Below are 21,589 nucleotides of genomic sequence, written 5' to 3'. Positions count from 1 at the left end.
CGCCGCCGTGTCAGGCTACCGCGCGTCGCCCGGCCCGGCCGACGGTGAGACGAACGACCCAAGCCCCGGCTCCGTGTAGATCAACCCCTCCTCGCGCAGCGCCCGATGTACCTTCTGGCCCGTCGCCGTCGCGATCCCGAACTCCTGCTGAAGCGCCAGCACCGACGGCACGCGGGTCCGAGGCGGGTAGGTGCCGTCAGCGATGCGCTGCCGCAGCACGTCGGCAACCTGCCGCCAGCGGGGAACATCGGGCTCAAAGTCGATCACACCGCCAACGTGGCATGGCATACCCGATCAGGCGAGATAGGGCATGCCAAGCGTGCTACGGCATGCTAGGTGGCAGAATCTGCACCCCCGCGACCGTGCGACCGGCCCGGGGGCATGGACCACCTGGAGAAAGCAGGCAGACATGACGGAGCCTACGACCGGACCACGCCCCAGCAGCAGCCCCAAGGCTGAATCCCTCGCCGCCCGGCTGGCCGCACTCACCGGGAACACCCCGCGGGTCAGCGGGGATGGCTGGCGGACTCGTATCGAGGTCGACCTGCCGGCCAAGCTCACCAACGCCGAATGCCGCATGCTGTACTACGCCCTCGCCACCACCAACCACTGCGGCATCAACCGAGACGGCTACGTGTGGGCCGAACTCCTCGAGCTACCGGACCTCGACCGGCTCACCGCCGATCAGTGCGCCGGCTACGCCTGCGCCCTCTGCGGGCTTGAGCTCTACACCAGCCAGTTCCTCGGCAGCACCGATGGCCTGCAGCTTTGGGCGTGTTCTCCTGCCTGTCGGGCAAATCCTTTGGCCAGCGATTGAACACCGAGTGATAGTTCCGTGGGGCGTGCATTTACCCGTGTGTGAGCCCTTCCCTGGCCGCTCCAGTCAGAGTTGACTGTGTGCCCGACGCGGGAGTGAACCCCGTTAACGCTTCCGTCTGTCCTGCGCAGGGCTACACGCGCAGCCGCCAACGATCCGCAGGGAGGACGAGGTCGCATGCCTCCACGGGGCGGCCATCCGCCGCATACCGCACCCGCTGAAGGAGAAACGCCACCGCGCCAGCGGCCAGCCCGGTCAACTCGGCCTCCGCGACGGTGGCCTGATGCGGCGAGACCTCGCACCGATACGAAACGTGCCCCCGGCGCCGACCCCGCCGCCACGTCGTACACAGGCCTACAGTGACGCCACTGCCGTCAACCATCTCCACCGCGAGGCAGGACAGGCGCGTGCCGGGTGCCACGCCAAGCCGCAAAGCCAAGTCGCCGCCCGCCAGCGGCCGGCTCTCGACGTGCTTCGCGTCCCGGTGGGCGGGCCAGTCGACGTCCGGGGAGACGAGGGTACGCACGGCCGGAGGGTAGGCCACGTAGGGGCGACCGCGGCGGACTCCCTCAATGAGCCCCTCGCGGCGGAGCTGCTGAACGGCGTACTCGACGACGCCACGGCCGACGCCGTGCTGCTGCTGGAGTTGGGCGTGCGAGGGGATGCGGTATCCGGGCGGCCACTCGCCCGTCTCGATGAGCTGTCGGAGGTGGGCGGCGAGCCGCTGATACGGCGCACCAGCCATTTAGCAGGCCCCCAACAGCGGACGATCTTGAAGATGTCACGCTAGAGAGGGGTCGAAAATCTTCCGGCCGGAAGATAGCGTCAAGTGGTGGGATGAAACCCTGCGTCACTCTCTGCGGGTCAGCGCAGGGTGCGGGTCATGGCCCGAAAATCGCACATGCGTTCACGCGGATGGGTGAATGTCTATCGACCGCGACAACCGCCCGGCGAACTGGGTAGTCGCACTCCATAGACGTGCCGGGATGCCTGCCAGGAAGTGGCCCTTTCGGTCGGTAATCCTGGCACAGAGCGAGCCCCCCTCCACAAAGGGGAGGGGGGCTCGTGCACATTCTGCACCCAGGAGAGCAAGGAAGTCCTTAGGGTCCGCAGGCTGACACATGGGAGAAATATGGGAGGCAGGCTCTCCCATGGAACCCCGAGCAACCCCCAATCAATACGGCGGAACACCGAGCGAACAGTGCGTCTGACCAGGGGTAACGCCGGGAAACCGCTGGCCAATCGGAGCGGATGCACCGCGACGCCGCGATCTACACCATCTTCGAGGGCACCAGCGAGATCCAGCGCCTGGTCATCGCCCGCACCCTCTCCGGCGTCCAGATCCGCTGAGCCGATCCGCCGGCCCGATCCGCTAGGGCGGGCCCACGCCCGCGCCGAAGCGGCGTTTACGGGTCGCGAAGGCGGCCAGCAGTGCGCGGAGCTCCTCACCGGTGAAGTCGGGCCACAGGGTGTCCACGAAGAAGAGCTCCGCGTAGGCCGCCCGCCAGAGCATGAAGTTGGAGATGCGCTGCTCCCCGGAGGTGCGCACCAGCATGTCGATGTCCGGCAGATCGGCATGCGGCAGATGGCGGGTGAACAGGGCCTCGTCGATGAGCGCGGGGTCCAGCGCGCCGTCCGCCGAGGCGCGGGCCAGACAGGTGGCGACGTGGGCGATCTCCTCCCGGCCGCCGTGGTTGAAGCAGAAGGCCAGCGTCATCGCGCGGTTGTCGCACGTATCGGCCTCCGCGCGGCGCAGCGCGGCCAGTGTGGCCAGGGGGAGCCGGGCCTCCGAGCCCAGCCAGCGCAGCCGCACCCCCCGCTCGCCGTAGCCCCGGAAGACGTCCGCCAGCTGGGCGGTGAGCCGCATCAGGGCGGCCACCTCGCCGCGCGGGCGGTTCCAGTTCTCGGTGGAGAAGAAGAACAGCGACAGATGTTCGATGCCCTCTTCCAGGGCCGTGTCCACCACCCGCGGCAGCGCCAGCACCCCCGCCTGATGGCCCCGGGTGCGGGAGAGGCCGCGCAGGGCGGCCCAGCGGCCGTTGCCGTCCATGATGATGGCCAGATGCCGCGGCCGCCCCGGTGACTCGTCCTGGGGGCCGCGGCGTTGCCGTACGACGGCGGGCGCACCGGCGATCGACGCCCGCAGCAGCCGCTTGACGGAGGGCACTCTCCAGGCTCCGACCTCGAACACCCACGCGTCCCTCCGCCTAGCTTCCCGGCGCCGTGTCTGACGACGCGACGGGGGCGGGGGTTACCTCCCCGGTGGCCGAACCATTCGTTTGGTCGTCACGGCCGTCACGGCTTGCGGGCCACGCCCCCGTGGACATCGGTGGTCTCGATGTCCGTCTCGGAGGGACCCGGCCGCCACAGCGGACACGACACGATACCGGGCTCGATCAGCTCCAGACCCTCGTAGAAGCGGCTGATCTGCGCCACGCTGCGCAGCACGTACGGAACGGCGCCGGTGTCGTCGTAGCCCTGCTGTGCCTCCTTGAGCGCCTGGTCGGTGTCGGTGCTGTCGTAGTGCACGAAGTAGCTGCCGGACGGTAAGGCGTCCTGCAGCCGCCGCACGACCGACACCGCCTCGTCGTAGTTCTGGATGTGGCCGAGGATGCCCATCAGCATCAGGGCGATGGGCCGGTCGAAGTCGAGTGTCTTCGCCGCGGCCTCCAGGATCCGCTCGGGCTCGTGCAGATCGGCGTCGATGTAGTCGGTCACCCCCTCCCGGGTGCTGGTGAGCAGCGCCTGGGCGTGCCGGAGCACCAGGGGGTCGTTGTCCACGTAGACGATGCGGGCCTCGGGCGCCACCCGCTGGGCGACCTGGTGGGTGTTGTCGTAGGTGGGCAGCCCGGTGCCGATGTCCAGGAACTGACGGATCCCGCAGTCGCCCGCCACATGGGTGACGGTGCGGATGAGGTACGCGCGCGAGGCCCGGGCCATGGTCTCGATGTTCGGGGCGACCTCCCGGTACTCGTCACCGGCGATCCGGTCGACCTCGTAGTTGTCCTTGCCGCCCATCCAGTAGTTCCAGATCCGGGCCGAATGCGGCACCGTGGTGTCGATCTTGTTCAGGGCCTGCTGGTCCGGGGTGGACGAGCCGTCTGTCATGGAGCCATCTCCTGCCGTGCGTGTGCGGTTCGCGGGGCACCAACGTAAGCCCGGTGCCAGGGAGTTCAGCGACGCTGGGCGCAGGACGGCACGGGGGAGCGGATGCGCGGGAGGGGCCGGGCGAACGAGGACACCGGGGGCTCGGGCGCCGCCTCGCCGTGGCCCGGATCCGGATCCGGGCCATCGCCTGCGGCCGGCTGCTCCTCGACGGTGAGGACCGGGGCGTGCTCGGCGAGAGTGGAGAATGCCTGGTCATAGCCGGTCACCGCGGCGCCGATCTCCGCGAGGGCCGCCGCCGAGGCGCCGCGCGCGGCCAGCCGGTCCTCCAGCACCGGCACCGGGGCCGTCACATGGACGAAGGCGCCGTGGCGCTCGGCCACCGCCTCGGCGAAGTCGAACGCCTGAATCCAGGTCACCCGGGAGTGGCCACGGCGCAGCGGTCCGTAGACGAGTTCGCCGACCAGCCCGGCGTCGACCGCGAGCGCCCCGCCGCGCAGGAGGAGTTCGCGGTACGGCCGGACCGGGTCGACATGGGGGAGGTCGGGGGAGGCGCGGGTGACGGTGTAGCCGTGCCGGCGGGCGAGCCCGGCCAGCAGCGTGTCCCTGCCGACCCCGTCGCAGCCCTCGACGATCAGTGTGCGGTGCTGCGCCACCGCATGGTCGAGGTTCAATTCCGGCATCCTGTCGGTCCCATAGCTCTCAGCTCTGCGAGGGGGACGACGCCGCCGCCCGCCACGGCGTCTTCAGTGTGCGTGGCGGGACGGCGGGGACGGGAGTGCGGTGCGGGGTTGTGCGGTTGTGCGGGCGTAGTGGTTTTCGAGGGGTCGCCCGTGCGTGGCCCCGCTATGCGATGAGGAAGTCCGCTTCGCCGGACTTCGCCGCCTCCAGGAAGGACGCCACCTCCGAGCGGGTGTAGATCAGCGCGGGCCCGGCCGGGTCGGTGGACTGGCGCAGGGCGACCCGCCCGTCCGGCAGCCGCTTGGCCTCGATGCAGGTGCCGCCGTTGGACCCGCTCCAGGGCTTCTCCCAGCCCTCCGTGCCCAGGTCCGTGGCCGGCATTCCGCTGTAGACGGGGTCGTGCATCTCAGTGCTCCTTACGCAGTTCGGCCAGGATGGTGCTGGAGTCGCCGATCCGCTCGGCCTGGACCGCCATCCGGTCCAGGACCTCGAGATAGGCGACGACTTCGGCCGGCTTGTCCACATAGACCGCCCCGGTGAGGCTTTCCGTGTAGACGACGTCCGGCAGTTCGGAGAATCCGAAGCGGAAGTAGTGGAAGGGGCCGAAGGCCCCGGGGTGCGGCCCCGCCGCGAACCGCATGATCTGCAGCCTGACCTTGGGAATCTCCAAGGTGTCGATCAGGTGGTCGATCTGGTCGCGCATCACCTGTGAGCCGCCCACGGGGCGGCGCAGCACCGTCTCGTCGAGGATGGCCCAGATGGTCGGCGCGTCCGACTTGGTGAGCAGGTCCTGACGCTGGACGCGCAGGGCGATCCGGCGCTCCAGCTCTTCCTCGGTGTCCCGGGGGAAGCCCATGCGCAGCACCGCTCGGGCGTAGTCCTCAGTCTGGAGCAGCCCGGGGACGTAGTGGGGCTCGTACGCGCGAATGACGGTGGCCTCACTCTCCAGGCTGACGTAAGCGCTGAACCAGTCCGGAAGCACATCGCGGAACTGATGCCACCAGCCCGGCTGGTTGGCCTCCCGTGCCAGGGCGAGGAAGTCCTCCATCTCCGGGCCGCGGACGCCGTAGTTCCGCAGCAGCTCCTTGAGATACGGAATCTTGAGACCGACTTCCGCCTTCTCCATCCTGCGCACGGTCAACGGGGTGACCTCGATGGCTTTCGCGGCTTCCTCGAACGACACCTTCGCCCGCTCCCGCAGATGCCGCAGGCGCTTGCCGAGGACTCTGCGCAAGACGGTGGGGGCGGCGCCGGCCGGCCGTGCCTCGCTCACGTCCCGCCTCCCGGAGGAATGGCTGTCATATGCCTGCACAGTGTGCCACGCGATGGATGACACTGACAGAGCGAGTCGATCGGTTTGAAATTATCAGAACGAAGGTTGCGGGGTGATGGCTTCACCACGCATAGTGAGCACGTGACCCATCTCACCCTCTATGGCGAGGGCTCCCAACCACCCATGTCCACAACGTCGTTGAGGTGCCCGGCCGACTGGTCGGCGCCGAGCGATGGGGAACCCGCAGACCGCCGTGGCTCGAAACAGGGACGGTCACGGTGACGCATCACGCACAGCCGGTAAGCGGGCGCCAAGGCGCCGTGGTCAACGTCGGGTTGGCCGCGGCTCTGAAGGAATCCGGGTGCTCCTACGCCTCGTTGGCCCTGCGGGTCAATGAACTGGGCCGTAGGCAGGGGCGCGAGTCGAATTACGACAAGGCGTCCGTCACCCGCTGGCTGCAAGGCGGACAGCCGCGTGGCACCACGCCGGAGCTGATCGCCGCCGTGCTCTCCCACCGGCTCGGCAGGCCCGTGGCCCCCGCCGAGCTGGGGTTCATCTCCGACCGACAGCGCCCGGTCGTGGCCCGCGCGCTGGCCTACCGGGAGGACGTAGCAGAAACCTTGCACACGCTCGCCGAACTCGGCTCCACCGACATATCCCGCCGCAGCCTGCTGGGTGCGGTGCCCTTCGTCGCCGGCGCACTGGTGACCCCGCAGCGCGAATGGCTGCTGTGGCTGGTCGAGAACCAGGACACCGCCCGGCTCGCACCCGCGGCCGAAGGCGGCCGCGTCGAACAGGTCCACGCGGCGATCAACATGTTCGACGAGATGGACAATCGCTTCGGCGGCGGCCAGGTCCGCGCCAGCATTGTGCTCTATCTGTCGACCGAGGTCGTCCCCATGCTCCAGCAGCGCGGCGCGCCCCCTCAGGAGCGGCGCCAGCTGTTCACCGCCGCCGCCAAGCTGGCCGCGATGGCGGGCTGGAGCAGCTATGACAACGCCGAATACGGCCTGGCCCAGCGCTATATGACCCAGGCGCTGCGGCTGTGCGCCGAGGGCGGCGACCGGGTCCTGGGCGGTCAGATCCTGGCCGGCCTGTCCCATCTGGCGACCAACCTGGGCCAGCCCGAGGCGGGGGTCGAGTTGGCCCGGGTCGGTGTCGCCACGGCCAAGCACGCCGGAAGCCCGCTCGGGCTGATGCGGTTGCACGCCATGGCCGCCCGGGGCTACGCCGCCCTAAACCAGCCCCGGGAGGCGTCCAAGTCGCTGCGCGCGGCCGACGCCCAGCTCGAGGCCAGCCAGGGCCCCGAGCAGGAGTCGCCCTGGGTGCGCTTCCTCGACCACCACTATCTGGCGGCCGAGGCGGCCCTGTGCTTCCGCGACCTGGGCAACGCCACCGAGGCCGAGCACGCCGCCGCCGAATCCGTGCGCGCCAACGCCGACCGGCGCCGGCGCCAGGCCATCAGCAGATCCGTGCTGGCGACGTCCTATCTCCAGCAGAACCGGCTGGACGAGGCCGTCGGCACCGCGGGCGAGGCGCTGGACACGCTCAGCGGGGTGCACAGCGAGCGCTCGATCCAGGCGCTGCGCGACTTCCGCACCCGGTTGCGGCCACACCGCGGGGAGGCCATGGTCCGGGAGTTCGAGCAGCGCTCCCGGACGGTGCTCGGCGTGGCCGCCTGAGGTCTCGGGCCTCGGGGCTTCGCCCCGCCCGGAGCCTCGGCGAAGTCTCCGGCCGCTCCGCGTGAGCGGCCGGTGACGCGTCCGGAGCGCCTCCGCTCGGGGGAGCGCCGGGGGGTCAATACCCTCCCGGCGTGGGGGCGTTCTGGGCTCGGTCGACGGGCAGATGCGCACCGGAGACCCCGCTCGCGGCGTCCGAGAGCAGGAACGCCACGACCTGGGCGACCTCCCGCGGGGTGACCAGTTCACCCCGTGGCAGCTCGGCCGTGAACCGGGCGTATTCCTCGGGCTCTTCGGTGCGCATCCGGTCCCACCGCTTCCCGGGGATCAGCATGGACCCCGGGGAGACGGCGTTCACCCGGATCCCGTCCGGGCCCAGCTCACGGGCGAGCGAGGCCGCGAGATGGATCTGGGCGGCCTTGGCCGCCCCGTACTGCGCCTGGGGTCCCGGCTTCCAGCCGGAGATGGAGGCGATCACCACCACGGAGCCGCCGCCCGCGTGGCGCAGATGCGGCACCGCGGCCTTCACCAGCCGTGCCGTATGACCCACGTTCATCTCCCAGGTCAGCGACCAGTCCTGGGGGTCGGCGTCCTCGATGCCGCGGCCGCGGGCGCCACCGGCGCAGGCCACCACGCCGTCCAGTCCGCTGAAACGTATCCCCGCCGCATCGACGAATTCCTCCAGCAGCCCCGGCTCGGTGACGTCCAGCGCGCGGGTGAACAACTCCCCGTGGCCCTCGGCGCTCAGGGACGCCGTGAGGGACCGCAGATCCTCCGGTGTCCGCGCACACGTGGCCAATCGCGCCCCACCGGCGGCCAGTAGCCGTACGATCTGTTCACCCAGCCCCCGGGAGCCCCCGGTCACCAGGACCCGTTTGGCGTCCACACCGGACCGTTCCCCCGGGCCGAGCCGCCCCTCGCGGCCGTCGCTCACGCTTGCCACGTCCGGACCGTACAGCCCGAACCACTACGCCCGTACAACCGGACAACCCCCATGCCCTCTCGCCCACCGGCCGGTCCAACCGTTTGTCTACATGAACGGCGACCGACGGCGCTTTGCGCTGCCTTCGAAGGAGGAACCATGCCGGTAACCGGCACTCACCGCCACCGGGCCGTCTCCGTCCGTGGCAGCTGGTCCAGGCGGGTCGGGTGGGGTGTGCGGACCACCTGTCACCAGCTCAGATGCCAGGCGGTCGGTCGCCAGAATGCGCTTACCCGCTCACCGGAGCATCAATCGCTCCATGGGCCCGTATGCCCCCACAGCCCACAGACCGACGAGGAGCGTGAGGACCGACACCGTGAGCCGATCCTTTCCAGGACTGTCGCACAGGCCGGCGTCGGCCGATGAGGAGAGCGAGACGATGGGCGCGAGCCATGGCATCGCGGTCTCCGCGGACCGCCCGCGAACCGATCCGGTTACCGGGCCGCGGGCCGATCCGGCTACCGCGCCGGGAGCCGCGGCGATCCCCGTCCCCCGCTCCGGAGGGGAGAGGACGGTGATCCCGCTGGACACCCGCCGGCTCTTCCGGGCGGAGTTCCCCGCCCTTCCCGACCGCGCCGCCGCCGTACGCCGGATGGTCGCCGGGCATCTTCGCGACTGGCGGCTCGGCGCGATCGTCGACCATGTCGTCCTCGCCACCAACGAGCTGTTCGCCAACGCCGTGGAGCACGGCAGCTCCGGCCCCGCCGACACCGTCACCATCACGGTCTCGCTGGAACGCTTCGGCCGTGAGCTGCGCGTGGAGGTGGCCGACGGCTCGCCCGTGATCCCGGTCGCCCGCGAGCCGGAGCCGACCGAGGAGTCCGGACGAGGGCTGGCCATCGTCGAGGACCTCGCCCTCGACTGGGGCACCGAGCCGCCCGACCCCGGAGCCGGGGGGAAGAAGGTGTGGTTCACCCTGCCGCTGGTGGCCACCTCATGAACGCGGGGGCGCGTGGTGACCGCCGGATGCGGGTCACCGTGGAGACCGACGCGGCCGAATGGCTGCTGGCCGCGAGCGACGACCCTGGGCGGGTGCGGCTGCAGTGGGCCAGCGGCAGCGGCCTCGCCGATCTGCCGGTGGGCCCCGTCTTCGACCTGGTGCGGATGTGCGACGACATCGGCACCGCGGTGATCCAGGCGCTGCGGCGGCGCGACGCGGCGGGACCGGTGATGCTCGCCACCGCCAGCCATGTGCTCTCCTTCCTCGTGCCGCCCGGATCGGCGGCCGAGTGGAAGGGCTGGCTGGCCGGGACGGCGTACGCCCGCCGCCGCGCGGTGGCCGCGGCGGGGCCCGGCCGGGTGCTGCGCTGCCCCAGGCCCGGCTGCGTCCGGCAGGGCCATGTCTGGCTGATCCGGCCCGGCGGCCCGCTCACCGACAGCCGTACCCTGCGCGCAGCCCTGGAGGAGGCCATCGACCGGCCCGGCCTCCCGGATGTGCTGTTCCGCTAGGCCCTTGTCGGTAGGCCCCGGCCCCCGCCGCATCAGCATCGGATGCCGCGGGGCGCGCGACGTCCGATGCCGGAAGCCCCTCCCAGCGGTGGCCGGAAGCGTCCTGCCGGGCGTCGCGGGCCCGTGAAGATCCGCCCGGGCCGGGCCTCAGCAGATCGGCGGAAGTCTGCCGCGGTTCGAAAGGTGCCCAGAAGGGGCGCGGGGCTGTACCGATGTGCGGCTCCGCCGCGGGGCGCGACCAGCCACGACGGTGCCGCAGACGATCGACGGCATCTCAGTGCACTTCCAGCGGAGCGCTCAGGCGGCGGGCGCCGGGGCGAAGGCGGCACGGTGCGCCTCGGCGAAGGCGCGGAAGGAGCGGGGAGCGCGCCCCGTGACCCGCTGGACGGTGTCGGTCGTCCGGTCCTCCGCGCCGTGCCGGATGTCCTCGTCGAGCCCGGCGAGCACCGCGGCGAACTCCGGCGGTATCCCTATCCCCTTCAGCCTCTCCCGCAACTCCCCGGGCTCCACCGCGACATGGCGGGCCGGCCGCCCGGAGACCTCGGTCACGATGCGCGCCGCCTCCGCGTAGCCGAGCGCCTCGGGACCGGTGATGACGTGGTCCGTGTTGTGCGGGCGGTCGTCCAGCAGGGCCCGGGTGGCGACGGCGGCGATGTCCGTCGCGTCGACGAAGGCCACCTTGCCGTCCCCGGTGGCGGTGACGATATCGCCGTCGCCGCGGATGGCGTGGGCCACCGCATGGTCACCGGTGAAGTTCTGCATGAACCACGAGGGCCGCAGCACCGCCCACTCCGGAACGGTCTGCTTCACCAGCGTGTGCAGCGCGCCGAGGCCCGTTGGCGCGTCGGGGACCGCGGATGAGCTCAGCAGCACCACCCGCCGTACGCCCTGGGCGACAGCGGTGTTCAGGAACGGCTCGACCACGGGCCGCGGCTCGGCCACCCCCAGGGGCGAGACGAGATAGATCCGCTCTACGCCGTCCAGCGCCGCCGCATGGCCGGCCGGGTCGTGCCAGTCGAACCGGACGGTCTCGCCCGCCCCGGCCGCTGCCGCGGACTCGGGCCGCCGGGTGGCGGCCAGCGCCCGCGCGCCCTGCGCGCGCACCATCCGCAGCACCTTGGAGCCGGTGTTCCCGGTGGCGCCGAGGACCAGAACAGTGGGTTCAGCCATTGGTCCGGTCCTCCTGGGCGCCGAAGCCGACCTCGTTGAGCATCAGCGGGTTCCAGTAGTCGCGGTACGAGGCGATCTCGCCGTCCCGGACGGTGATGACGGCGATGTACGAGGGGCGGAGCGGGCGGCCGGACGAGACGGCCACGGCGTCCATCGAGAATTCCACGATCAGCACCTCGGGGTCCTCGGTGCGATGGATGACCTGATGCGCGACGGCGCGCAGATCGATGTGGTCGGCGTAGTCCCGCAGGTATGCGCGCACGGCCTCACGCCCTTCCAGCAGGCGCGGCCGACCGGCCGGGGCGAAGGGGAACTCCATGGTGCCGTCGACGGCCCACAGGTTCGCGAATCCCAGCATGTCGTGGTCGAGCAGCAGTTCCTTCGCCCGCTCGAACACCTTGATGCGGTCGTCCATGACGTACTTCCTTCTCACAGGGGAATCCCATAACCAACGGACGGAACGGCACCGTCCCGTCCACACATCATAGGACGAGACGGTGCCGTCCCGTCCATCTGTTAACCTCGAAGCCATGTCGGACACCAACCGGCGCCCCCCGAGCGGCGCCGCCACCCTGCGCGCGGACAAGACCGCCGCCATCGCCGAGGCCGTTCTGGACGAGCTCGCGGAGCACGGATACGGCCGGCTGTCGATGGAGGCCGTGGCCAAACGGGCCGGAGTGGGCAAGAGCGCCCTGTACCGGCGGTGGCCTTCCAGGCAGCGGATGGTCATCGCGGTCGTGTCGGAGCTGAGCGTCGCCCTGGTCGAGGAGCCCGACACCGGATCCCTGCGCGGCGATGTGCTGGCCGCGCTTCATTCGGTCGCCGACTGGCTGACCCATCCGCGGTTCTCGCGGATTCTGCCGGACCTGATCGCCGAGGCGCAGCGGGACGAGGAGCTGTTCCAGGCCCTGGCCCGCTGCATCGGCGAGCCGCGGCGCGCCCGCGTCATCGGCATGCTGGACCGGGCGACCGAGCGCGGTGAGTTGCCGCGGGACCTCGACCGCGAGCTGGCACTCGATCTGCTCGGCGGGCTGGTCTACTGGCGCGTCTCGGCCCGTGGGGCGGCCCTGGAGCCCGGCTACTTCGAGCGCGCCGCCGATATGGCGCTGCGGGCGCTGGGCGCCCGGCCGCGCGAGGAGTGAGAGTCGGGGCGGGGCCGAAGGGTGTGCGGGGCGCCACGTTGGCGGGGCGTCGCCTTGGCGAGACACCACCTTGACGTGGCCCCTCCTTGGCCAAGCGTCTCCTCCGGATGGGGCTCCTCCTCCGGATGGGCCGGAGAACAGGGCATGGCGGGGCGCGGCCCCGCATCATCGCTTAGTGACGAGCGGTGGTGAGCCGCCGCGCGTCCTCGACCCTAGGAGCCCCCATGTCAGCCGGCCTCTCCGTCCATATCGGACTCAATCAGGTCGACCCCGCCGCGTACGAGGGCTGGAGCGGTGAGCTGGGTGCCTGCGAGCAGGACGCCGTCGACATGGCCGGGATCGCCGACGCCGCGGGGTTCGATGTGACCGACCCGCTGCTGAGCCCGGCCGCCACCGCGGAGACGGTCACCGCCACCCTGGAGGCCGCGGCCGGGCGGCTGGCCGAGGGGGACATCCTCTTCCTCACCTACTCGGGCCACGGCGGTCAGGTGCCCGACCTCAACCACGACGAGACCGGGGACCGCCTCGACGAGACCTGGGTGCTCCACGACCGGCAGCTGGTCGACGACGAGCTGTTCGAGCTGTTCGGGAAGTTCGCCAAGGGGGTGCGGATCTGGCTGCTCTCCGACAGCTGCCACAGCGGCACCGTGGCCCGGCGCCTGCCCGAGATGCTGAGCGCCCAGGAGCTCGACCGGCGCTTCAGCACCGCCGACCCCGCGGAGGTCGGCCGCAGGATCCGGGTCATGCCACAGTCGGTGCAGTCCGCCGTCTACCGGCGCGACCGTGACGCCTACGACCGCATCCAGAACACCCGCACCGCCAAGGACCTCGCCAAAATCGACGCCAGCGTGCTGCAGATCTCCGGCTGCCAGGACAACCAGACCTCCGCCGACGGAATCGTCAACGGCCTGTTCACCGCCACCCTGTTGGAGGTCTGGCGGGGCGGTGCCTTCGCGGGCAGCTACCGCGGACTGCACCGGGAGATCGTCAAGCGGATGCCACCCGACCAGACGCCCCACCTCTTCCAGGTGGGTGCGCCGAACTCCGCATTCGCCCGGCAGCGGCCCTTCACCATCTGAACCGGGATCTGTAGCGTGCCCGCGTCATACCCGTGTGCGGCGGCCCGCCGGGCGAGGTATGACAGTAGGAGGGCACGGCGAGCCGGTGAGGTGCCGGTATGACCACGCATGACCGTGTTGACCAGGAGGACGGGGCGGGTATCGGCAGCATGGCGACCGCCCCGGGAGGAGTGCTCGATCTGCTGCGGGTCGCCGCCGTGGCGCTGGACGTCGAGGGGCGGATCGCCCTGTGGAGCCCGGAGGCCGAACAGCTGTTCGGTTACCGCGCGGCCGAGGCGCTGGGGCGCCGCGCGGACAAGCTGCTGGTCCACCCGAAGGACCGGCGGGCGGCCGTTGAGCTCTTCGCACGCGTACGGGCGGGCGACACCTGGGCCGGCGTCTTCCCGGTCCGCCGCCCGGACGGCTCCACCCTGAAGGTGGAGTTCCGCACCATGGGCCTGCGTGACGCCCACGGCGAGGGCTATGCGCTCGGGCTGGCCGCCGACGAGGGGACCGTACGGCGGCTGGAGACCGATCTGGCCGTATCCGGCTTCCTGATCAAACAGTCGCCGGTGGGGCTCGCGGTGTTCGACACCGAGTTGCGCTGGCTGCGCGCCAACCCGGCCCTGCAGCAGATGAACTCCATCACCGAGCCCCAGGTGCGCGGTCTCCGCGTCGGGGAGGCGCTGCCGGGGCTCGACAGCGAGGCCATCGAGGCCGCGATGCGGCATGTGCTGGAGTCCGGTGAACCGCTGCTGGACCAGCAGAGCATCGGCCGGACCCCCGCCGACCCCGACCATGACCACGCCTGGTCGGAGTCGTACTACCGGCTGGAGGACCCCAGCGGCCGGATCCTGGGCGTCGCCGTCTCCATCATGGACATCTCCCGGCGCCACCGGGAGACCAGCGAGATCGCCGAGGCGCGCGAGCGGCTGGCCGTGATCGCCGACGCGAGCGTCCGCATCGGCACCACGCTGGATCTGCGGCAGACCGCCCAGGAGCTGGCCGATGTGACCGTGCCCCGGCTCGCCGACCTCGCGGCCGTCGACGTCCTGGACTCCGTGGTGCACCGCGAGGCCACGCCCCGGGTGTGGACCGACGGTTCCGCCCGCTTCCGGGCGCTCGCCGTCGCCGCCGGTTACCCCACCGACGCCGTCCACGCGGCGGACCCGGTCGGCGAGATCGCCCGCTACGACCCCACCCGGCTGATCACCCAGTGTGTCCGCGAGGCCCGGCCGATCCTGGTGCCGCACGTGACCGAGCAGGACGTACGGCGAATCGCCCGGGACGACGACGCCGGCCGGGTGCTGCTGCGCGAGGGCGTGCACTCGTACATCGCCGCCCCGCTGATCGCCCGCGGCAGTGTGCTCGGCACCCTCAGCCTGCACCGCACCATCAACCCCAGGCCGTTCGACGAGGAGGACCTCACCCTCGCCTGCGAACTGGCCATCCGTGCCGCCCTGTGCATCGACAACGCCCGGCTCTACGCCCGCGAACGCGACGCCGCGCTCACCCTCCAGCGCAGCCTGCTCTCCCAGCAGCCACGCGACCTGGAGGGCCTGGAGATCGCCTCCCGGTATCTGCCCGCGGTCAGCGCCGCCGGCGGCGACTGGTTCGATGTGCTGCCGCTCCCGGACGGCAGGGTCGGGCTGGTGGTCGGCGACGTCATGGGCAAGGGCATCCACGCCGCGGCGATCATGGGCCAGCTGCGCACCGCCACCCGGGCCTTCTCCCGGCTCGATCTGCCCCCGGCCCAGGTGCTGTGCCATCTCGACGAGATCACGCCCACCCTGGGGGAGTCCATCGCCACCTGCCTCTACGCGGTCTGCGATCCGCGCACCGGGCGGTGCGAGATGTCCACCGCCGGCCATCTGCCCCCGGTGCTGGTGCAGCCCGGCGGCGACGCCGAGCTCATCGACATCCCCACCGGCGCGCCGCTGGGCGTCGGCGGCGTCCCCTTCGCCTCGGTGGAGCGGGAGCTGGCCGAGGGGGCGCTGCTGGCCCTGTTCACCGACGGCCTGGTGGAAAAGCGCCATCAGTCCCTCGACGTCGGACTGCACACCCTGGTCCAGCTGCTGCGCCGCCACCAGGGCCCGCTGGAGCGGATCTGCGACCAGGTGCTGGCCGCGCTGCACGGGGCGCCGGACGACGATGTGGCCCTGCTGCTGGCCCGGCTGCGCCGCCCTCGCCTGCCGGAGACGTCCGTGGTTACCGTGGAAAGTGGCTGAAGAAGGGCCGACACATCACCCACCCCCATCGATGAAACGACGTCCCGATGGCTCAGCTCGCCCGCCGCTTCACCGTAGTCACCGCTCTGGTGGCCGTCGCCCTGGGGACCACGGCCTCCCTCGCCGGTGCCGCGGAGCCGGACCCCGGGCCCACCCCCAAGGTCGCGGTCATCGGCACCGGAGGCACCATCGCGGGCGTCAGCAAGTCCAAGGTGTCCTTCGACGACTACGAGGCGGGGAAGCTCCGGGTGTCCCGGCTGGTGAACGACCTCAGGCCCGAGGTGAACCGGATCGCGGATGTGACCACCCAGCAGTTCGGCAACAAGGACTCCAACAACTACACGATCCCCGAGTACCGTCGGCTCACCGCCGCCGTCGACCACGCCCTGAAGTTCAACGACGGTGTGGTGGTCACCACCGGCACCGACACCATGGAGGAGTTCGCGTACTGGCTGGACCTGACCGTCCGCAGCGACAAGCCCGTGGTGCTCACCGGCTCCCTGCGGCCCTGGACGGTGATCGGCTCCGACGCCCCGGCCAACCTCTACAACGCGATCCACCTCGCCGCCAGCGGGCGCACCACCTGCTTCGGCGCCGTGGTGATGCTCAACGACCAGATCCACGCCGCCCGCGAGGTGCGCAAGTCCGACACCCTGCGGCTGAACGCGTTCAGCAGCGGCAGCAGCGGAGAACTCGGCGTCATCGACCAGAACCACATCCGCGTCAACCGCGCGCCCGCCCGGGTCGAGCAGTGCGGCAAGCCCGCCTGGAAGACCCCGTTCGACCTCGACCGGATCGCCCGGCGGCCGCTGCCCAAGGTCGATATCGCCTACAGCTACCAGGGCGCCGGACCCCAGGCCATCAAGGCGTTCGCCGACGCCGGGGCGGCCGGGATCGTCACCGCGGGCACCGGGGCGGGCGGCCTTTCCCCGGCGATGACCGAGGCCCGGGACGACGCCGTCAAGAACGGGGTGGTCATGGTCTCCGCCTCGCGCACCGGCTCCGGCTCGGTCTACGACCCCGATGTCCACGGCGTCATCGGCGCCCAGGATCTGACCCCGCAGAAGGCCCGGCTGCTGCTGCTTCTCTCGCTCGCCACCACCCACAACGAGCATCGGATCCAGACGTGGTTCCACACCCTGGGCACCGGCCAGTTCACGGCCCGTCGTTAGAGGGCGGCGGCGTTGCCCCGGAAGGTGGAGCGGTAGGCGCTCGGTGACACCCCGAGGGCGGTGTGCAGATGCTGCCGCAGCGAGGCGGCGGTGCCGAAGCCCGCGTCGGCCGCGATCCGGTCCACCGGCAGATCGGTCTCCTCCAGCAACTGCCGGGCGCGCTCGAGGCGCCGCTGGGTCAGCCACTGCACCGGGGTCATCCCCACCTCCTCGCGGAACCGCCGGGAGAAGGTCCGTACGCTCATCGACTCCCGCTCGGCCAGCTCCCGCAGGGTCGGCGGACGGTCGAGCCGGGTCAGCGCCCAGGCGCGGGCCGCGCCGGTGGAGCCGCCGCGCTGCTCTGGCACCGGCCGCCGGATGAACTGCGCCTGGCCGCCGTCGCGATGCGGGGCCACGACCGAGCCGCGGGCGACCTCGCCCGCCACCGCCGCGCCGTGGTCGCGCCGGATCATATGCAGGATCAGATCGATACCGGCGGCGTCCCCGGCCGAGGTCAGCACCTCGCCCTCGTCCGCGTACAGGACGTCCGGGTCGAGCGCGACGGCCGGGAACAGCTCCCGGAACCGGTCGACCTCCTGCCAGTGGGTCGTCGCCCGGCGGCCGTCCAACAGCCCCGCGGCCGCCAGCACGAACGCCCCCGTGCAGATCGAGGCGATCCGGGCGCCGGGACGGATCCGGGCGAAGGCGCCGGTGAGCGGGGCGCCCAGGCGGCCCTCGGTCTGTGGCTCGTCCGGTTCGTTGGCGGCCGGGACGAGCACGGTGTCGGCCTCGGCCAGCGCGCCTGGGCCATGCGCGACACACATCGTGACATCGGAGTCGGTGCGCACCTCACCGGGGACCAGCGCGCAGGTCACCACCTCGTACAGCGGCTCGCCGGCGGCCGATACGGCCCGGCCGAACAGCCGGTGCGCCATGCCCAGCTCGAACGGCAGCAGCCCGTGGCGCACCAGCACCGCCACCCGATGGCGGCCGGGATGAGCGAAGACGGACATGGCGCGATTCTCGCAGACGCCAAGGATCCGGCCATCACTTCTTGGCCCGGCTCGGCTGCACCCGCTTCGGCTCGCCCGCCATCTTCGGATGCTCCGGCGGATAGGGGAGGTCGCCGAGCCCATGCTCGTGCTCGTCCCGCGTCGCCAGCTCCAGGGCGGACTCCAGGCGGAAGGCGTGCTCGTCCATGTCCGCGTGCACATCGCCCAGCTCGCGGTAGCGCACCGGCATGGTGGCCAGGTCGAAGTCGCGCGGCCGGGCGTCGGGAACCTCCTCCCAGCGCAGCGGCGCGGAGACCGGGGCATGGGGCCGGGGACGCACCGAGTAGGCGCTGGCGATGGTGCGGTCCCGGGCGGTCTGGTTGTAGTCCACGAAGATCTTCCGGCCGCGCTCCTCCTTCCACCACTTGGTGGTCACCCGCTCCGGAGCCCGCCGTTCCAACTCCCGCGCGATCGCGATCGCGGACCGCCGCACCTGGGTGAAGGTCCACTCCGGCGCGATCGGGACGAACACATGCAGCCCCCGGCCGCCCGAGGTCTTGGGCCACCCCCGCAGCCCCAGCCCGTCCAGCACCTCGCGCAGCTCCTCCGCGGCCCGCACCGCGTCCTGGTAGTCGGTGCCCGGCTGGGGGTCGAGGTCGATCCGAAGCTCATCGGGGTGTTCGGTGTCCCCGCGCCGTACCGGCCACGGATGGAAGGTCAGGCTGCCCAGATTCGCCGCCCACACCACGGCCGCCGTCTCGGTGGGGCAGATCTCGTCCGCGTGCCGCCCGCTGGGGAAGGAGATACGGCCGGTCGGAATCCACTCCGGGAGGTTCTTCGGGGCCCGCTTCTGGAAGAACGACTCCCCGTCGACCCCGTCCGGATAGCGCTCCAGCGTCGTCGGCCGGTCCCGCAGCGCCCGCAGCGCGCCCTCGCCGACCGCCAGGTAGTAGCGGGCGAGGTCCAGCTTGGTGAACCCGCGCTCCGGGAAGTACACCTTCCCGGGGTTGGTCACCCGCACCGTGCGACCGCCGACCGTGAGCTCCACCGACTCTGCCATACGGCCACGCTAGGCCCGCCCGGCCGAGGCCGCCTCCCGGCGGGCGGGCGGTCCGTCACAGGGGCACAATCGGACATCATGGACCTTCCGGTGATGCCTCCCGTCGAGCCGATGCTGGCCAAGGCCGTGGCCACGATCCCGCCCGGGATGCGTTACGAGGGCAAATGGGACGGCTTCCGGGCCATCGTCTTCCGCGACGGGGACGAGATCGAGATCAGCAGCCGCACCACCAAGCCGCTCACCCGCTACTTCCCCGAACTGGCCGAGGCGCTGCTCGCCAACCTGCCGCCGCGCTGCGTCCTGGACGGCGAGATCGTCATCGTGCGCGGCGGACGGCTGGACTTCGATGCCCTGCTGGAGCGGATCCACCCCGCCGACTCCCGGGTGCGGCTGCTGGCGAAGAACACGCCGTCAAGCTTCGTCGCCTTCGACATCCTCGCCCTCGGCGACGCCTCGCTGATGGACACCCCGCTCGGCGAGCGCCGCGAGGCACTGACCGAGGCGCTGCGCGACGCCGCGGACCCCGTGCACCTCGCCCCCTGCACCGACGATCTCGACGTGGCCCGGCAGTGGTTCGAGAGTTACGAGGGGGCGGGGCTCGACGGCGTCGTGGCCAAAAGCCCCGACCTGCGTTACCGCCCCGGCGAGCGCGTGATGGTCAAGGTCAAGCACGAGCGCACCGCCGACTGTGTGGTGGCCGGGTACCGCGTCCACAAGTCCGGCCAGGGCGTCGGCTCGCTGCTGCTCGGCCTGTACGACGCCACCGGCCGACTCCAGCACGTGGGCGTCAGTGCCGCCTTCACCGCGCGCCGCCGCCAGGAACTGATGGCCGAGCTGGAGCCGCTGGCCATGGAGACCGTCGAAGGCCATCCCTGGGCCGACTGGGCGCGTGAGGAGGCCCATGCCGAGGGCCGGATGCCGGGCGCGCCCAGCCGCTGGACCGGGGTCAAGGATCTGTCGTGGCTGCCGCTGCGCCCGGAGCGGGTGTGCGAGGTGGCCTACGACCACATGCAGAGCGGCCGCTTCCGGCACACCGCCCGCTTCCGGCGGTGGCGGCCGGACCGGGAGCCCGGGCAGTGCACCTACGAACAGCTGGAGGAGCCGGTCTCCTACGATCTGCGCCAGGTGCTGGGCTCGTCCGCCGCGGACGCGTAGCCGTTGCTGCCGCCCTTGCCGCTGTCCGTCACCGCTTACCGCCGCGGGCCGGGTGCCTGGCCATCCGTACGAACCAGTCACGCGCGGCCTCGGCGGCCTCCTCCAGCGTTCCCGGCTCCTCGAACAGATGGCTCGCGCCGGGCACCACATGGATTTCGTGCGGGGCGACGAGCATGGCGGCCGCCTGCTGATTGAGCCGCAGCACCTCGTGGTCGTCACCGCCCACGATCAGCAGCACCGGCGCCCGCACCCGGTTCAGCGCACCGCCCGCGAGATCGGGCCGGCCGCCGCGGGAGACCACGGCCGCGACCCGCTCCGGCCGCTCCGCGGCGGCCGTCAGCGCCGCCGCCGCGCCCGTACTGGCACCGAACAGCCCCACCGGCAGCGCGGAGGTGGCCGGGTGCCCGCCGAGCCAGTTCACCGCGGCCCCCAGCCGTCGGCCCAGCAGCGGGATGTCGAAGCGCAGTTCGGCGGTGACCGCGTCCACCCGCTCCTCGGCGTCGGTGAGCAGATCGAACAGCAGAGTGGCCAGATCCGCGTCCTGCAGCACCCGGGCCACCGCGCGATTGCGCGGGCTGTGCCGGGAGCTGCCGCTGCCGTGGGCGAACGCGACGACGCCGATGGGCTGGTCGGGAAGGGCCAGATCGCCCACGAGCATGGCGTCGTCCGCGGCGATACGGGCGGTCTCGGAGCGCATCGGCCACCTCCTGGCGGGGGTTGCGGGGCTGGTGCTGCGGCTAGGCGTAGGCCATGAGCCCTTGCCGCAGCTCGCTGTAGAGCCGGGAGAGCCTGCGGGATATGTGCATCTGCGAGAAGCCCAGGATCTCACCGATCTGACTCTGCGAAAGCCCGGCGAAGAACCGCAGATAGAGGACGTAGCGGTCCTGTTCCGACAGTTCGGCGATCAGCACCCGCAGCGCCTCGCGGTTGACGACGCGTTCGATCGCGGCGTCGTCCGCGCCCACCGTCTCGGCGAGCAGCCGCTCCTCGGCGCCCTGGACCGCGGCGTTGAGGGACAGCGGGGTGCAGGAGGCGCTGGCCTCCAGACCCGCCTTCACATCCTCCTGGGGCATACCGGTGCGGAGGCAGATCTCATGGATGGTGGGGGTACGCCCGCCGAGCTCCTGCTCCAGAGCGTCGCGCGCGGAGCGGGTGCGGGAGCGGACCTCCTGGATATTGCGGGGGATGTGCAGCGTCCACAGATTGTCGCGGAAGTGGCGCTTGAGCTCACCGGTGATGACGGGGATCGCATAGGAGGGGAAGGCATGTCCGAGGTCGGGGTCGTAGCGGTCGACGGCCTTCACCAGGGCCAGCGAGGCGACCTGGGTGAGGTCCTCCATGTTCTCGCCCTTGTTGCGGAAGCGCAGCGCCAGGCGTTTGGCGACGGGCAGCCAGGCGCAGATGATCGCCTCGCGCAGCGCGTCGCGCTCAGGTCCGGACGGGAGCCGGGACAGACGCAGGAAGGCACCGCCGGTGTCGGGAGTGTCGTCATGGCGTCGTTGGCGAGTCGCGGTTGCTGACATGGTCACTCGCCTCCGTGTTCCGATGTCACGGCGGTTCGCCACCAGATTCGCATGCGCCCTAACACCTCGCAATTCGGACGAATTGGTGATGGTGTGCATGCCTTTGGGTGGTATGCGCGTTTCA

23 protein-coding genes and 1 pseudogene are annotated in these 21,589 nt (G+C 71.3%); 10 read left to right on the top strand and 14 right to left on the bottom strand.

Annotated elements, in window-relative coordinates:
* Nucleotides 1-15: 15 nt before the first annotated feature.
* Nucleotides 16-267 (bottom strand): GntR family transcriptional regulator, encoded by a 252-nt coding sequence (locus ACFYOY_RS12985; protein WP_388586559.1) that lies wholly within the window; start codon nt 265-267, stop codon nt 16-18.
* 142 nt (nt 268-409) lie between these two features.
* On the opposite strand from ACFYOY_RS12985, the gene ACFYOY_RS12980 reads away from it, so the two are divergent.
* Nucleotides 410-817: a hypothetical protein gene (locus ACFYOY_RS12980; protein ID WP_388586557.1), complete on the top strand. Its 408-nt coding sequence runs from the start codon at nt 410-412 to the stop codon at nt 815-817.
* Nucleotides 818-950: 133 nt separating this feature from the next.
* On the opposite strand, the gene ACFYOY_RS12975 is transcribed toward ACFYOY_RS12980, so the two are convergent.
* Nucleotides 951-1,562 carry a GntR family transcriptional regulator gene (locus tag ACFYOY_RS12975; RefSeq protein WP_388586554.1) on the bottom strand — a complete coding sequence of 204 codons (612 nt, stop codon included), beginning with the start codon at nt 1,560-1,562 and terminating at the stop codon, nt 951-953.
* A 500-nt stretch (nt 1,563-2,062) separates the two neighbouring features.
* On the opposite strand from ACFYOY_RS12975, the pseudogene ACFYOY_RS12970 reads away from it, so the two are divergent.
* Nucleotides 2,063-2,167, top strand: a pseudogene (locus ACFYOY_RS12970) (acyl-CoA dehydrogenase family protein); the annotation flags it as partial.
* A gap of 22 nt (nt 2,168-2,189) precedes the next feature.
* On the opposite strand, the gene uppS reads toward ACFYOY_RS12970, so the two are convergent.
* From uppS to ACFYOY_RS12945, 5 genes are all read right to left on the bottom strand, one after another.
* Complete coding sequence (uppS, locus tag ACFYOY_RS12965; RefSeq protein ID WP_351884144.1) at nt 2,190-3,008, bottom strand: polyprenyl diphosphate synthase; 819 nt, start codon at nt 3,006-3,008, stop codon at nt 2,190-2,192.
* Nucleotides 3,009-3,112: 104 nt separating this feature from the next.
* A complete protein-coding gene (locus ACFYOY_RS12960; RefSeq protein ID WP_093466840.1) occupies nt 3,113-3,925 on the bottom strand; it encodes an SAM-dependent methyltransferase in 813 nt (270 codons plus the stop codon).
* A 65-nt stretch (nt 3,926-3,990) separates the two neighbouring features.
* Entirely contained in the window at nt 3,991-4,605 is a 615-nt protein-coding gene (locus ACFYOY_RS12955; protein ID WP_351884146.1) for a hypothetical protein, read from the bottom strand.
* A 163-nt stretch (nt 4,606-4,768) separates the two neighbouring features.
* Entirely contained in the window at nt 4,769-5,008 is a 240-nt protein-coding gene (locus tag ACFYOY_RS12950; RefSeq protein WP_014056733.1) for a DUF397 domain-containing protein, read from the bottom strand.
* 1 nt (nt 5,009) lies between these two features.
* Nucleotides 5,010-5,876: a helix-turn-helix transcriptional regulator gene (locus ACFYOY_RS12945; RefSeq protein WP_351884148.1), complete on the bottom strand. Its 867-nt coding sequence runs from the start codon at nt 5,874-5,876 to the stop codon at nt 5,010-5,012.
* A gap of 278 nt (nt 5,877-6,154) precedes the next feature.
* Here ACFYOY_RS12945 and ACFYOY_RS12940 point away from each other — a divergent pair, with 278 nt between their 5' ends.
* On the top strand, nt 6,155-7,558 hold the full coding sequence (locus ACFYOY_RS12940) for a hypothetical protein (RefSeq protein ID WP_388586549.1): 1,404 nt from the start codon (nt 6,155-6,157) through the stop codon (nt 7,556-7,558).
* Nucleotides 7,559-7,673: 115 nt separating this feature from the next.
* Here the strand turns inward: ACFYOY_RS12940 and ACFYOY_RS12935 are convergent, their stop codons facing one another.
* Nucleotides 7,674-8,489 carry an SDR family NAD(P)-dependent oxidoreductase gene (locus ACFYOY_RS12935; RefSeq protein ID WP_388587216.1) on the bottom strand — a complete coding sequence of 272 codons (816 nt, stop codon included), beginning with the start codon at nt 8,487-8,489 and terminating at the stop codon, nt 7,674-7,676.
* A 562-nt stretch (nt 8,490-9,051) separates the two neighbouring features.
* On the opposite strand from ACFYOY_RS12935, the gene ACFYOY_RS12930 reads away from it, so the two are divergent.
* Both ACFYOY_RS12930 and ACFYOY_RS12925 read left to right on the top strand, forming a co-directional pair.
* Entirely contained in the window at nt 9,052-9,477 is a 426-nt protein-coding gene (locus ACFYOY_RS12930) for an ATP-binding protein (protein ID WP_351884153.1), read from the top strand.
* Nucleotides 9,474-9,986: a hypothetical protein gene (locus ACFYOY_RS12925; protein ID WP_388586546.1), complete on the top strand. Its 513-nt coding sequence runs from the start codon at nt 9,474-9,476 to the stop codon at nt 9,984-9,986. The genes ACFYOY_RS12930 and ACFYOY_RS12925 overlap by 4 nt, the downstream gene beginning before the upstream one ends.
* Before the next feature lie 297 nt (nt 9,987-10,283).
* On the opposite strand, the gene ACFYOY_RS12920 is transcribed toward ACFYOY_RS12925, so the two are convergent.
* Both ACFYOY_RS12920 and ACFYOY_RS12915 read right to left on the bottom strand, forming a co-directional pair.
* Entirely contained in the window at nt 10,284-11,156 is an 873-nt protein-coding gene (locus ACFYOY_RS12920) for an NAD(P)H-binding protein (RefSeq protein ID WP_351884157.1), read from the bottom strand.
* Complete coding sequence (locus tag ACFYOY_RS12915) at nt 11,149-11,571, bottom strand: nuclear transport factor 2 family protein (protein ID WP_351884159.1); 423 nt, start codon at nt 11,569-11,571, stop codon at nt 11,149-11,151. Before ACFYOY_RS12915 ends, ACFYOY_RS12920 begins: the two co-directional genes overlap by 8 nt.
* A gap of 115 nt (nt 11,572-11,686) precedes the next feature.
* Here ACFYOY_RS12915 and ACFYOY_RS12910 point away from each other — a divergent pair, with 115 nt between their 5' ends.
* The 4 genes from ACFYOY_RS12910 to ACFYOY_RS12895 all read left to right on the top strand — a co-directional run bounded on the left by ACFYOY_RS12910 (nt 11,687) and on the right by ACFYOY_RS12895 (nt 16,756).
* Entirely contained in the window at nt 11,687-12,298 is a 612-nt protein-coding gene (locus ACFYOY_RS12910; RefSeq protein ID WP_351884161.1) for a TetR/AcrR family transcriptional regulator, read from the top strand.
* Nucleotides 12,299-12,522: 224 nt separating this feature from the next.
* Nucleotides 12,523-13,377, top strand: a complete 855-nt coding sequence (locus ACFYOY_RS12905; RefSeq protein ID WP_351884163.1) for a caspase family protein — start codon at nt 12,523-12,525, stop codon at nt 13,375-13,377.
* Nucleotides 13,378-13,475: 98 nt separating this feature from the next.
* The gene (locus ACFYOY_RS12900; protein ID WP_351884165.1) at nt 13,476-15,584 is read left to right on the top strand and encodes a SpoIIE family protein phosphatase; all 2,109 of its coding nucleotides are present in this window, start codon (nt 13,476-13,478) and stop codon (nt 15,582-15,584) included.
* Nucleotides 15,585-15,631: 47 nt separating this feature from the next.
* Nucleotides 15,632-16,756: an asparaginase gene (locus ACFYOY_RS12895; protein WP_351884167.1), complete on the top strand. Its 1,125-nt coding sequence runs from the start codon at nt 15,632-15,634 to the stop codon at nt 16,754-16,756.
* Here ACFYOY_RS12895 and ACFYOY_RS12890 read toward each other — a convergent pair.
* Both ACFYOY_RS12890 and ligD read right to left on the bottom strand, forming a co-directional pair.
* Nucleotides 16,753-17,748, bottom strand: coding sequence for a helix-turn-helix domain-containing protein (locus ACFYOY_RS12890; protein ID WP_351884169.1), 996 nt, complete (start codon nt 17,746-17,748; stop codon nt 16,753-16,755). The two genes, ACFYOY_RS12895 and ACFYOY_RS12890, sit on opposite strands and share 4 nt — an antisense overlap.
* 34 nt (nt 17,749-17,782) lie before the next feature.
* Nucleotides 17,783-18,787, bottom strand: coding sequence for a non-homologous end-joining DNA ligase (gene ligD, locus ACFYOY_RS12885; RefSeq protein ID WP_351884171.1), 1,005 nt, complete (start codon nt 18,785-18,787; stop codon nt 17,783-17,785).
* A gap of 78 nt (nt 18,788-18,865) precedes the next feature.
* On the opposite strand from ligD, the gene ACFYOY_RS12880 reads away from it, so the two are divergent.
* Nucleotides 18,866-19,942 (top strand): ATP-dependent DNA ligase, encoded by a 1,077-nt coding sequence (locus ACFYOY_RS12880; protein ID WP_351884173.1) that lies wholly within the window; start codon nt 18,866-18,868, stop codon nt 19,940-19,942.
* A 28-nt stretch (nt 19,943-19,970) separates the two neighbouring features.
* Here the strand turns inward: ACFYOY_RS12880 and ACFYOY_RS12875 are convergent, their stop codons facing one another.
* Nucleotides 19,971-20,639 (bottom strand): dienelactone hydrolase family protein, encoded by a 669-nt coding sequence (locus ACFYOY_RS12875; RefSeq protein WP_351884175.1) that lies wholly within the window; start codon nt 20,637-20,639, stop codon nt 19,971-19,973.
* Nucleotides 20,640-20,679: 40 nt separating this feature from the next.
* On the bottom strand, nt 20,680-21,465 hold the full coding sequence (locus ACFYOY_RS12870) for a SigB/SigF/SigG family RNA polymerase sigma factor (RefSeq protein ID WP_351884177.1): 786 nt from the start codon (nt 21,463-21,465) through the stop codon (nt 20,680-20,682).
* Nucleotides 21,466-21,589: the final 124 nt, after the last annotated feature.

This window comes from Streptomyces sp. NPDC007875, from assembly GCF_042868035.1.
Classification (GTDB): domain Bacteria; phylum Actinomycetota; class Actinomycetes; order Streptomycetales; family Streptomycetaceae; genus Streptomyces; species Streptomyces antimycoticus.
This window is presented reverse-complemented; position numbering and strand designations above follow the sequence as displayed.